Origin of the sequence: Streptomyces sp. ISL-12 (assembly GCF_018614415.1) — a bacterium.
In the GTDB taxonomy this organism is placed as follows: domain Bacteria; phylum Actinomycetota; class Actinomycetes; order Streptomycetales; family Streptomycetaceae; genus Streptomyces.
Map to the genome: position 1 here is coordinate 62054 of NZ_JAGGOO010000022.1, position 11827 is coordinate 73880.

Below are 11827 nucleotides of genomic sequence, written 5' to 3' on the forward strand. Positions count from 1 at the left end.
GAACAGCCACGATGACGGTTCCCCAGCCGACCGGCACGACGCGGTGGCGCTGCACCCTCTGCGGCAACCTCACCCGCTTCGACGTGACCCGCGCCTCGAAGGTCGTGGAGTACGTCCACCTCGATCTGGCCGGCGAGCCGACGGTCGAGGAGCGCGAGGTGCTCAGTGAGACCATCGAGTCGGTGCGGTGCCGCTGGTGCAACGCCGTGGACCAGGTGGAACTCGTGGACAGGCCGGGTGCCGGCTCCTGACGGAGCGGGCACCCCGCACAGGCATTGGGGTGACGGATGGCGGAGACACAGGGCGGGGAGCCGGGCGACGGCGCCGCTGAGGTGCTCGACCGTCCGCTGCCCGACGGGGTGCGCCGCAGGGTCGTACAGCTGGCCGCGGACGGCTTCGGCGGGCTGACCCTCGCGGAACTGCCCGCGCAGCTGCGGCAGTACGCGCGCTTCACGCCGAACCGGCGGGCCAAGTTCGCGGGCAACGCGATGGCCGCCGCGCTGGAGACGGACACGCTCTTCCGCCAGCGCATCGGCGAGAAGCTCAGGGAGTCGCAGCCGGAACTGGCCGACGCCCTCGCCTCCGGTTCCCCGCCCCCGGCCGCGGACCCGCTCGACGTGGCGGCCGCGGCCTACGTACTGCGCCCGGCCGGCTGGGTGAAGCTCGTGGCCGCCGCCGGCGAGGAGGCCCAGCGGGCCGACGCCGAGCGCGCCGACGAGGAGACCCGCGCCGAGCTGGAGCGGCTGCGCGCGGAGCTGGAGCGCGCCCGGGAGCACGGCAGGGGCGAGACCGAACGGCTGCGCACGGAGCTGGACGCCGCCAAGAAGGAGGCGGAGTCGCTCCACCGCAAGCTGCGCGGCGCGCTAAGCGACGTCAAGCGCGGCGAGGCGGCGGTGCGCAAGATGCGCGGCGAGCTGGACGCCGTACGCACCGAGGCGCAGACCCAGGTGTCCGCCGCCGAGAGCGAGACGCGGCGGCTCAAGGCCCGTCTCGGCGAGGCGGAAGCGGCCCTGGAGGCCACCCGCAAGGCCGCCCGGGAGGGCCGCAGCGTCGAGGACATGCGGGTACGGCTGCTCCTGGACACCCTGCTGGACGCCACTCAGGGGCTGCGCCGGGAACTGGCGCTGCCGCCGGTCTCCGTACGCCCCGCCGAGACCGTGGACGCCGTGGAGCCCGGCCGGATGACGCCGAAGGACATCGCGGCCCGCGCGCTGTCCGAGCACGACCCGGCCGTACTGGACCAGTTGCTCGCGCTGCCCCAGGCCCATCTGGTCGTCGACGGCTACAACGTCACCAAGACCGGCTATCCGCAGATGCCCCTGGAGAAGCAGCGGCTGCGGCTGCTCGGCCAGCTCTCGCAGCTCGCCGCGCAGACCGGCGCCGAGGTGACCTGCGTCTTCGACGGGGCCGAGCTGGCCGCCCCGGTGCTGCTGGCGCCGCCGCGCGGGGTCCGGGTGCTGTTCTCGAAGCCCGGCGTCACCGCCGACGAGCTGATCCGCCAGCTGGTGCGGGCCGAGCCACCGGGCCGGCCGGTCATCGTCGCCTCCACCGACCGGGAGGTCGCCGACGGGGTGGCCCGCGCGGGAGCCCGCCCGGTGGCCTCGGCGATGCTGCTGAAGCGGCTTTCCTGACCCGTTGCTTGACGTAGTGTCAATCATGCGTCACTGCTGGTGATATTGAGGTAAAAGATGCTGTCGGTGAGCGGGTTTTTCCTGAGAAGGATTTGAACTGATCACGACTGGGTCACTAGGGTCTGGCTTCGAACCCTAGAACGGGTGATCACTCACACGAAGGAGTTCGCCTCCCGTGGCGTCCCACCGTCGACCCAAGCAGCCCAGCCGCGCGCGCGTCACCGTGCTCACCACCGCGGCCGCCGCCGCCGTTGTGCTCAGCTCGCAGGCAGCCAACGCCGCTCCCAGCGAGAAGCAGAGCAAGGACGAGGTCAAGTCCAAGGTCGACAAGCTCTACGACGAGGCGGAGCAGGCCACCGAGAAGCTCAACGGGGCCACCGAGAAGCAGGAGAAGCTCCAGAAGGAGATCTCCACCCTCCAGGACAACGTCGCCCGCGGCCAGGAGGAGCTCAACGAGCTGCGCGACGGCCTCGGTTCGATGGCCAGCGCCCAGTACCGCTCGGGCGGCATCGACCCCTCCGTGCAGCTGTTCCTCTCCGCGGACCCGGACGACTACCTCGACAAGGCGTCCACCCTCGACCAGCTGAGCGCCCAGCAGGTCGACGCGCTCAAGGAGATCCAGGACAAGCAGCGCGACCTCGCCCAGCAGCGCGAGGAGGCCACCGAGAAGCTCAAGGACCTCTCCGCCACCCGCACCGAGCTGAGCAACAAGAAGAAGGAGGTCCAGGGCAAGCTCTCCGCCGCGCAGAAGCTGCTCAACAGCCTCACCGCCGCCGAGAAGGCCGAGCTGGACGCCGAGGAGCAGCGCGCCACCCGCAGCAGCGAGCGCGAGGTCCTCTCCGGCTCCACGGCCTCCGCCTCCGGCCGCGCCGGCGCCGCCTTCTCCGCGGCCCAGAGCAAGATAGGCAGCCCGTACGTCTACGGCGCCACCGGCCCGTCCTCGTACGACTGCTCGGGCCTGACCTCCTGGGCCTACGCCCAGGCCGGTGTCTCCATACCGCGCACCTCCGAGGCCCAGTCGCAGATCGGCACGCGCATCACCAGCCAGAGCGACCTCCAGGTCGGCGACCTGGTCTTCTTCTTCAACGACCTGCACCACGTCGGCCTCTACGCCGGCAACGGCCAGGTGCTGCACGCCCCGCGCACCGGCACCGTCGTCCGGTACGAGTCGATGAGCACCATCGGCGGCCCCTTCATGTGGGGCGTCCGCGTCTGACCCCGCGTCCGGCCCCGGTGTTGCGCCGAGGGCCGTCCGGATCAACCCGACATGCCGCCCGAACGAGCGAATCTCGAAACCCTTCTGTGGCCCGGCGCCCCGCCGCTGACCTGCGTCAGCGGCGGGGCGCCGGGCTGTGCGGACGCCGAGGCCGTTGGCCGTGGCCTCACGGCGGGGCTACTGTCTGCCGCGTTTCCCGTCCGCCAGCGGAAGGAGTGCGGCTTCCCGTGGGGTCCCATCGCCGCCTTGCACCAACCGGGTCCGACCGGGGCGCCACCGCCGTGGCCGGCTTCCTGTCCGCCGCCGCAGCCGTCCTGGGCGCCGCCGTACCGGCCACCGCCGCACCGCACGACGACACCCGTGCCGAGGTGGACCGCCTGCACACGGAGGCCGAGCAGGCGACCGAGGCCTACAACGAGGCCGCCGAGCGCACCGACACCCTGCGGGAGCAGGTCAGTGCCGTCCAGGACCGGATCGCCCGGCAGCAGGGGCGCATCAACACCATGCGGGACGCGCTCGGTTCGCTGGCCGGCGCCCAGTACCGTTCCGGCGGTCTGGACCCGTCCGTCGCGCTGCTGCTCTCCGCCGACCCGGACGACTACCTCGACAAGGCCGCGGCCCTCGACCGGATCGGCGCCCACCAGGCGGGCGAGCTGCGGCGGCTGCAGCACGCCCTGCGCCACCTCGCCCAGGACCGCGCCGAGGCCGGCCGGACCCTGGAGCGGCTGAACAAGAGCCTGCGCACGGTCGCCGCCCACAAGAAGACCGTGGAACGCAAGCTCGCCGAGGCCCGGCGGCTGCTCAACTCCCTCTCCGAGTCCGAACGCGAGGCCGACCGGGCCTCCCGCTCCGGCCGCGCCGACCTGCCCGACCTGTCCGGCACCGCCGCCGCCTCGGGCCGCGCGGCAGCCGCCCTCGCCGCGGCCCAGTCCGCCCTCGGCAAGCCCTACGTCTGGGGCGCCAACGGCCCCTCCGGCTTCGACTGCTCGGGCCTGACCCAGTGGTCGTACGCGCAGGCCGGGGTCGCCCTGCCGCGCACCTCGCAGGCGCAGGCCGGTGCCGGGCAGCGGGTCCCGCTGGACCAGGCACGCCCCGGCGACCTGGTCGCCTACCGCGACGACGCCAGCCACATCGGGATGTACGCGGGCAACGGCCAGGTGATCCACGCGCCCTACCCCGGCGCCCCCGTGCGCTACGACCCCGTCGGCATGATGCCCGTCTCCTCGGTCACCCGGCCCTGACCGTCCCGGCCCGCCTCCCCGTACCCTCGGGAAGGTGGCTGGTCGCAGGCGGGTGTCGAGGTCCTCGGTGGTGCTGCTGTGCCTGCTGCTGGTCTCCCTGGTGGCTTGTGGCGGCCGGTCCGCCGCCGACTCCGTCCGCACCGAGGTGCAGGCCGTGCTGGACCGGCGGGCGGGGGCCCTCCTCGACCGGGACCGGGCCGCCTACGCGGCGACCGGCACCCGGGCCGGGTTCGACCGGGTCGGCGCGGTCCCGCTGGCCGACTGGTCCTACCGGGTCGGCGAGGTGACCCGCGCCGGCGCCACCGCCACCGCCGCCGTCGAACTGCGCTACCGCCTCGCCGGGTACGACGCCGGAGCGGTCGGTGCCGGCCGCACCGTCCGCCTGGAACGCGCGGACGGCACCTGGCGGGTCACCTCCGACCGGCCCGCGAAGAAGTCCGGCCGGCAGCCCTGGGACCAGGGCACGGTCCACGTCGTACGCGGCGCGCACAGCCTCGTCCTGGGGGTCGGACAGTCCGACGGGGCGCTGCGCGGGTACGCGGCGCTCGCCGACCGCGCGGTGCCGGCCGTGTCGGAGGCCTGGGACGGTGACTGGGCGCAGCGGGTCGTCGTCATCGTGCCCCGCTCCCTGGAGGACATGGCGGGACTGCTCGGCTCGCCCGCCTCCTCCTACCGGGGCATCGCCGCGGTCACCACCGGCGAGACCGGCGGCCGGTCCGACGCCCCCGCCGACCGGATCGTCGTCAACCCGGACGCGTACGGCCTGCTCGGCTCGCTCGGCAAGCAGGTCGTGCTCACCCACGAGACCACCCACGTCGCCACCCGCGCCCACACCACCGCCGCGACGCCCCTGTGGCTGTCCGAGGGGTACGCCGACTGGGCCGGCTACCGCGGCACCGGCCGCACCCCCGCCGAGGCCGCCCCGGAACTGGCCCGCGCCGTCGCCGACGGCCGGGTGCCCGACGCCCTCCCGGCCGACGACGACTTCGGCTTCACCGACGACGCGACCGAACTGGCCCGGGCGTACGAGGGCGGCTGGATGGCCTGCCGCCTGATCGCCGAGGAGTGGGGCGAGGCCCGGCTCGGCGCGTTCTACCGCGCCGTGGGCGCGCACCCGGAACGTGACGGGGCGGTGGAGGACGCGATGCGCCGGGTGCTCGGGACGACGCCGGAGGAGTTCACGCCGCGGTGGGGGGAGTATCTGCGGGAGGAGTTCGGGTGAGGCGAAGGGGCGGGCGTACCCGCGGGTGGGTTCGGGTGGGGCCGGACCGCGGACGGGCGGGGGGCAGTCAGGAGGAGACCGGTGTCCCGCTCGCCCGCGCGGACGGCCGCTCGGGCAGCGGTGCCGGCTCCGGACGCGGCACCGTCCCGCGCCACAGCACCCGGGCCGCGGCGACCGCCGCCGCCACCAGCAGGCCGTTGCGGACGAACATCAGGGTGACGCCCAGCGTGTCACTGGCGACCACGTGCGCGAACCACAGCGGGAACTCCAGCACCGTGACCGCGCTCGCCGCCAGCACCAGCGCGGCCGGCAGCCCCATCCGCGAGGCCCGGAAGCACAGGCACACCGCCCCGAGCCCGATCAGCCACACCATGTACTGCGGACTGATCACCCGGCTGGTCACCGTGAACATCAGCACCGCCGTGAACGCCGCGTCCGCCGCCGTGTGCGCCTCGAACCGCGTGGCCCGCAGCCGCCACAGCAGCAGCCAGCCGAACGCCATCCCGGTCAGCGTCAGCGCCCCCGTGCTCACCCAGTCCACGTACGGGCCGAGGAACTCCACCGAGCCGTAGTTGAGCAGCACCTGCCCGTCCCAGCCGAAGTTCCGGGCGACGTGGAAGACCAGCGCGCCCAGGGACTCCACCTCGGTGCCCCGGTCGCGCTGGAACGTCAGGAAGGCGAACGCCCCGGGCATGGACAGCGCGAACGCCCCCGCCAGCACCACCCCGGCGACCACCGCGGCGGCCCAGGCCGAGCGCCGCCGGATGCCGAGCAGCAGCAGCGCCGGCCACACCTTCAGCAGCGCGCCCAGCGCCGCCAGCGCCCCCGCCACCCGGGGATGCCGGGCGGCGGCGGCCAGCGCGGCCACGGCGACCGCGGTGACCATCAGGTCGTAGCGGGCGTACACCGTCGGCCCGAGCAGCGGCACGCCGGCCACCCACATCCAGGCCCCGCGCGGCGTCCCGCCCGGCCGCAGGCCCACCCGCAGCAGCACACCCAGCACCACCAGGTCCGCCACGCAGACCAGGACGAAGAAGGCCGTCGCGTAGTCGAAGAAGGGCAGCAGCCCGGGGGAGAGGATCGCCGTGGCCGCCGCGGGCGGGTACTGCCAGGTGACGTCGTTCAGCGGAAACGTTCCGCTGCGCAGCACCTCGTACCAGCCCTGGTAGATCACCGACACATCGCTGGTGACGTCCGGGCCGGGGAAGACCCACACCTTCAGCACCCACAGCAGCAGCACCAGCCGGGTCGCGCACCAGGCCACCGGAAGCCATGCCAGGGACCGCCCGGCGCTCGTCGTCTCCACGTGTTCCCTGCCCGCCCGTTCGGTGCCGTCCGACGATTTCATGATGTCCCGAACTTCTGTGTGTCTGCCACACGCACGGCCGGAGGCTGCTGTGAACGGGGGCTTCGATAAGGTCTCGGGCGATGTACAAGACCTTGATCGTGACGAACGACTTCCCGCCCCGCCCCGGCGGCATCCAGGCCTTCCTGCACAACATGGCCCTGCGCCTGGACCCCGACCGCCTCGTCGTCTACGCCTCCACCTGGAAGCGCACCCGCGAGGGCGTGGCGGCCACCGCCGCCTTCGACGCCGAGCAGCCCTTCACCGTCGTACGGGACCGTACGACGATGCTGCTGCCGACACCGGGGGCGACCCGGCGGGCGGTCGGGCTGCTGCGGGAGCACGGCTGCACCTCCGTGTGGTTCGGAGCGGCGGCACCGCTCGGGCTGATGGCGCCGGCGCTGCGCGGGGCCGGCGCCGAGCGGATCGTCGCCACCACCCACGGGCACGAGGCCGGCTGGGCCCAGCTGCCCGCGGCCCGGCAGCTGCTGCGCCGGATCGGGGAGTCGACGGACACGATCACGTACCTGGGGGAGTACACGCGCTCCCGGATCGCGGACGCGCTGACCCCGGCCGCCGCCGCGCGGATGGTCCAGCTGCCGCCGGGCGTCGACGAGAAGACCTTCCACCCCGGCTCCGGCGGCGACGAGGTCCGCGCCCGGCTCGGGCTGGCCGACCGGCCCGTCGTCGTCTGCGTCTCCCGCCTCGTACCGCGCAAGGGCCAGGACACCCTGATCCGGGCGCTGCCCCGCGTCCTGGCCGCCGAGCCCGACGCCGTGCTGCTGATCGTCGGCGGCGGACCGTACGAGAAGGACCTGCGCCGCCTCGCCGCCGAGACCGGCGTCGCCGCCTCGGTCCGCTTCACCGGCTCCGTCCCCTGGTCCGAGCTGCCCGCCCACTACGGCGCCGGCGACGTCTTCGCGATGCCCTGCCGGACGCGGCGCGGCGGCCTGGACGTCGAGGGCCTCGGCATCGTCTACCTGGAGGCGTCGGCGACGGGGCTGCCGGTCGTGGCGGGGGACTCCGGCGGGGCGCCGGACGCGGTACTCGACGGCGAGACCGGCTGGGTCGTGCGGGGCGGCTCCGCCGAACAGACCGCCGACCGGATCACCACCCTCCTCGCCGACCCGGAGCTGCGCCGCAGGATGGGCGAGCGGGGCCGGCAGTGGGTGGAGGAGCGGTGGCGCTGGGATCTGCTGGCGGACCGCTTGAGAACGCTGCTGTAGCCGACCAGGGGCGCGGAGCCGTGACATGTGCGGCTCCGCCGCGTGGGCGCGACCAGCCGCGGATGACCCGCATCCGCCAACGGCGATCAAGTGGCACCCTACTTCGCGTAGATCGCCTCGATCTCCCCCGCGTAATCCCGCGCGACCACACCCCGCTTCAGCTTCAACGACGGAGTCAGATGCCCCGACTCCTCCGTGAACTGCGCAGGCAGCACCCGGAACTTGCGCACGGACTCCGCCTTGGACACCGCCGCGTTCCCGTCGTCGACCGCCGACTGGATCTCCGCCAGCAGCTCGGGATCGTCCCGCAGGGACTCCGCCGTCGCGCCGGCCGGCTTGCCGTGGTCCGCGCACCAGCGGGCCAGGAACTCCTCGTCCAGCGTGACCAGCGCGCCCACGAACGGCCGGCCGTCCCCGACGACCATGCACTCCGCCACCAGCGCGTGCGCGCGGATGCGGTCCTCGATCACCGCCGGGGCGACGTTCTTGCCGCCCGCGGTCACCAGGATCTCCTTCTTGCGGCCGGTGATCCGCAGATACCCGTCCTCGTCGAGGGTGCCGATGTCGCCCGTGTGGAACCAGCCGTCGGCCAGCGCCTCGGCGGTCGCCTCCGGGTTGTTCCAGTACTCCTTGAACAGGTGCTCCCCGTGCAGCAGCACCTCCCCGTCGTCCGCGATCCGGATCACCGAGCCCGGCAGCGGCTGCCCCACCGTGCCGATCTTCTGCCGGTCCCAGGGATTGAACGCGGTGGCCGCGCAGGACTCGGTCAGGCCGTAGCCCTCCAGGACGGTGAAGCCGATGCCGCGGAAGAAGTGGCCGAGCCGTTCGCCGAGCGGGGCGCCGCCGGAGATGGCGTACTCCCCGCGCCCGCCGAGGACGGCGCGCAGCTTGCTGTAGACCAGCTTGTCGAAGATCTTGTGCTTGAGTCTCAGACCGAAGGACGGCCCCGACGTGTTGTCCAGCGCCCGGCTGTAGGCGATCGCCGTGTCCGCGGCCTTGTCGAAGATCTTGCCCTTGCCGTCGGCCTGCGCCTTGGCCCGCGCGGAGTTGTACACCTTCTCGAAGACGCGCGGCACGCCGAGGATCAGCGTGGGCCGGAACGACGCCAGTTCGTCGGTGAGGTTCTTGATGTCCGGCAGGCAGCCCAGCCTGATCGGCGCGAGCATCGGGGCGACCTGCACCAGGCGTCCGAAGACGTGCGCCAGCGGAAGGAAGAGGAGCACGCTGCACTCGCCGGTGCGGAACAGCGGACGCAGCCGCTCCACCACGTTGCCGCACTCCGCGAAGAAGGAGCGGTGGGTGAGGACACAGCCCTTGGGGCGGCCGGTGGTGCCGGAGGTGTAGACGATGGTCGCCGGGTCGTCGGCCTTGGCGGCCGAGCCGCGCTCCTCGACCGTCTCGTCCGTGACGCCCTGGCCGAGCCGGCGCAGCTCCTCCACGGCCCCGGCCTCGATCTGCCAGACGTGCTTGAGGGCGGGCAGCCCCTCGCGCACCGACTCCACGGCCTCGGCGTGCGCGGCGGACTCCACGACGCACGCGGTGGCGCCGGAGTCGCCGAGTATCCACCGCACCTGCTCCGGCGAACTGGTCTCGTACACCGGCACGGTGACCGCGCCCGCGCTCCAGATCGCGAAGTCGAGCAGCGTCCACTCGTAGCGGGTCCGCGACATCAGGGCGACCCGGTCGCCCGGCTCGACGCCCGCGGCGATGAGCCCCTTCGCGGCGGCGTGCACCTCGGAGAGGAAGTCCCGCGCGGTCACGTCCTGCCAGGTACCTCCCCCAGACTCCGTCCGGGGGGACCCCCATTTCGCTCCGCTCACCTTGCGGGCGATGACGGCGACATCAGGGTGCTGCGCGGCGTTTCTGCGGACGATGTCGGTCAGATTGCCGTCCGCGGGGACCTCGTACAAAGCGGGAAGGCTGAACTCGCGCAAGACTGCTGCTCCTCATAGGGCGCCGGCGCCACGACGTTGTGTGATGCGACGGTGCGGTCCATGGCTGGGGCGGGTGCTCGTGGGACAAGGGACACGGATGCGGGGTTTCTGAGCACGACTGGACTGCCTGGACGTTACCCGCCGGTATGGCGTCTTTGACAGGGGGGCCCGGCGAGATGTTCGCTGCGTCACACAGCTGCTGTTCTCTGGGCGCACAGTAGTCGACACGCCGACCGACCAGCCAGTAACCGCAGGTCCGGCCGCCACTGTTCACAGGGGACCTGCTGCTCCTACTCTTGATCACCATGACTTCCACACCGGCCCGGAACGCCCCGGACACGAAGACGCGCGTCCACGTGGTCAGCGACGTGCACGGCAACGCCCGCGACCTCGCCCGGGCCGGTGAGGGGGCGGACGCGCTGGTCTGCCTCGGTGACCTGATCCTCTTCCTCGACTACGCCGACCACTCCCGCGGCATCTTCCCGGACCTGTTCGGCGTGGAGAACGCGGACCGCATCGTCGAGCTGCGCACCGCCCGCCGGTTCGCGGAGGCGAAGGAGTTCGGCGCCCGGCTGTGGGCGGGCGTGGAGGAGGACCGCGCCGCCGTGATGGAGAAGGCGGTGCGCAAGCAGTACGCCGAGCTGTTCGCCGCGTTCCCCACTCCGACGTACGCCACCTACGGCAATGTCGACATGCCGATGCTGTGGCCGGAGTACGCCCGCCCCGGCACCACCGTGCTGGACGGCGAACGCGTCGAGATCGGCGGCCGGGTCTTCGGCTTCGTCGGCGGCGGCCTGCGCACGCCGATGCGCACCCCCTTCGAGATCAGCGACGAGGAGTACGCCGCCAAGATCGAGGCGGTCGGCGAGGTCGACGTACTGTGCACGCACATCCCGCCGGAGGTCCCGGAACTGGTCTACGACACGGTGGCGCGGCGCTTCGAGCGGGGCAGCCGGGCGCTGCTCGACGCGATCCGCCGCACCCGGCCCCGCTACGCCCTGTTCGGCCACGTCCACCAGCCGCTGGTGCCGCGGACGCGGATCGGGGCGACCGAGTGCGTGAACGTCGGGCACTTCGCGTCGACCGGCCGGCCGTGGGTGCTGGAGTGGTAGCCGTGCGGGCCGACAGCGGTGACGGCCGCCCCCGTGGTGCGCGGTAGCCTTCACGCTGCACGCACATCCGTACTCGCGTACGCGATGTCTCATCCGGCCCGCATCTGGAGGACCCACCGCGATGGCGGAACACACCAGCTCGAGCATCACGATCGAGGCGGCACCGGCCGACGTCATGGCGGTGATCGCCGACTTCGCCCGCTATCCGGACTGGACCGGCGAGGTGAAGGAGGCCGAGGTGCTCGCCACCGACGGGCAGGGCCGCGCCGAGCAGGTCCGGCTCGTCATGGACGCCGGGGCGATCAAGGACGACCAGACCCTCGCCTACACCTGGGCCGGTGACGACGAGGTCTCCTGGACGCTGGTGAAGTCCCAGATGCTGCGCTCCCTCGACGGCTCCTACCTGCTGCGGCCCGCGGGCACGGGCACCGAGGTCACCTACCGGCTCACCGTCGACGTCAAGATCCCCATGCTCGGCATGATCAAGCGCAAGGCCGAGAAGGTCATCACCGACCGCGCACTGGCGGGACTGAAGAAGCGGGTGGAGTCGGGCGCCGCCTAGGAGTAGGGCCTGTCGTTCGGATCAGGACCCAGGGCATCGGCGGGACGTGTCCATGCCGGTGAGCGGGGTCTGGTGCGTGCGGCTGCAAGGCGGAGGAGGGCGGCAACGCGATGGGGGTCCTCCCGCGCGAGCGCAGCCGAGCGTGGGGGAGTCGACAACCGACGACAACGCCGCAGATGCGCGTGCCAGACCCCGCGTCTGCGGCGTGATCCAAACGACAGGCACTAGGCGCCCTTCTCCCACTCCTCCAGGCGCACCACGTCCTTCAGGAACCCCCGCACCCCGAGGAACTGGGACAGGTGCTCCCCGTGCTCGTCGCACGCGATCCATGTCTCGCG

General features: G+C 72.8%; 10 protein-coding genes. 8 read left to right on the forward strand and 2 right to left on the reverse strand.

Features of this window, described 5'->3' with window-relative positions; genetic code table 11:
• The first annotated feature begins 11 nt into the window (after window positions 1-11).
• The 5 genes from J7I94_RS06615 to J7I94_RS06635 all read left to right on the forward strand — a co-directional run bounded on the left by J7I94_RS06615 (window position 12) and on the right by J7I94_RS06635 (window position 5310).
• Complete coding sequence (locus tag J7I94_RS06615; protein ID WP_189413508.1) at window positions 12-251, forward strand: hypothetical protein; 240 nt, start codon at window positions 12-14, stop codon at window positions 249-251.
• Between the two features lie 36 nt (window positions 252-287).
• Entirely contained in the window at window positions 288-1631 is a 1344-nt protein-coding gene (locus J7I94_RS06620) for an NYN domain-containing protein (protein WP_215165857.1), read from the forward strand.
• Between the two features lie 175 nt (window positions 1632-1806).
• Window positions 1807-2847 (forward strand): C40 family peptidase, encoded by a 1041-nt coding sequence (locus J7I94_RS06625; RefSeq protein ID WP_215165858.1) that lies wholly within the window; start codon window positions 1807-1809, stop codon window positions 2845-2847.
• Window positions 2848-3074: 227 nt separating this feature from the next.
• Complete coding sequence (locus J7I94_RS06630; RefSeq protein ID WP_215165859.1) at window positions 3075-4088, forward strand: NlpC/P60 family protein; 1014 nt, start codon at window positions 3075-3077, stop codon at window positions 4086-4088.
• Window positions 4089-4122: 34 nt separating this feature from the next.
• Entirely contained in the window at window positions 4123-5310 is a 1188-nt protein-coding gene (locus tag J7I94_RS06635) for a hypothetical protein (RefSeq protein ID WP_215165860.1), read from the forward strand.
• A 67-nt stretch (window positions 5311-5377) separates the two neighbouring features.
• On the opposite strand, the gene J7I94_RS06640 is transcribed toward J7I94_RS06635, so the two are convergent.
• Window positions 5378-6616, reverse strand: a complete 1239-nt coding sequence (locus J7I94_RS06640; protein WP_215165871.1) for a glycosyltransferase 87 family protein — start codon at window positions 6614-6616, stop codon at window positions 5378-5380.
• Window positions 6617-6738: 122 nt separating this feature from the next.
• Between J7I94_RS06640 and J7I94_RS06645 the strand changes: the two genes are divergently transcribed.
• Window positions 6739-7881, forward strand: coding sequence for a glycosyltransferase family 4 protein (locus J7I94_RS06645; RefSeq protein WP_215165861.1), 1143 nt, complete (start codon window positions 6739-6741; stop codon window positions 7879-7881).
• A 98-nt stretch (window positions 7882-7979) separates the two neighbouring features.
• Here J7I94_RS06645 and J7I94_RS06650 read toward each other — a convergent pair whose 3' ends face one another.
• Window positions 7980-9815 (reverse strand): long-chain fatty acid--CoA ligase, encoded by a 1836-nt coding sequence (locus J7I94_RS06650; protein WP_215165863.1) that lies wholly within the window; start codon window positions 9813-9815, stop codon window positions 7980-7982.
• Window positions 9816-10120: 305 nt separating this feature from the next.
• On the opposite strand from J7I94_RS06650, the gene J7I94_RS06655 reads away from it, so the two are divergent.
• Together J7I94_RS06655 and J7I94_RS06660 are read left to right on the forward strand one after the other, a co-directional pair.
• Complete coding sequence (locus tag J7I94_RS06655; RefSeq protein WP_215165865.1) at window positions 10121-10927, forward strand: metallophosphoesterase; 807 nt, start codon at window positions 10121-10123, stop codon at window positions 10925-10927.
• A 121-nt stretch (window positions 10928-11048) separates the two neighbouring features.
• Window positions 11049-11489 (forward strand): SRPBCC family protein, encoded by a 441-nt coding sequence (locus J7I94_RS06660; RefSeq protein WP_215165867.1) that lies wholly within the window; start codon window positions 11049-11051, stop codon window positions 11487-11489.
• Window positions 11490-11827: the final 338 nt, after the last annotated feature.

Coding starts and splice junctions, on each gene's coding strand:
- J7I94_RS06645 (WP_215165861.1), top strand. CDS start 6,739: ATGTACAAGACCTTGATCGTGACGAACGACTTCCCGCCCCGCCCCGGC.
- J7I94_RS06615 (WP_189413508.1), top strand. CDS start 12: ATGACGGTTCCCCAGCCGACCGGCACGACGCGGTGGCGCTGCACCCTC.
- J7I94_RS06660 (WP_215165867.1), top strand. CDS start 11,049: ATGGCGGAACACACCAGCTCGAGCATCACGATCGAGGCGGCACCGGCC.
- J7I94_RS06655 (WP_215165865.1), top strand. CDS start 10,121: ATGACTTCCACACCGGCCCGGAACGCCCCGGACACGAAGACGCGCGTC.
- J7I94_RS06620 (WP_215165857.1), top strand. CDS start 288: ATGGCGGAGACACAGGGCGGGGAGCCGGGCGACGGCGCCGCTGAGGTG.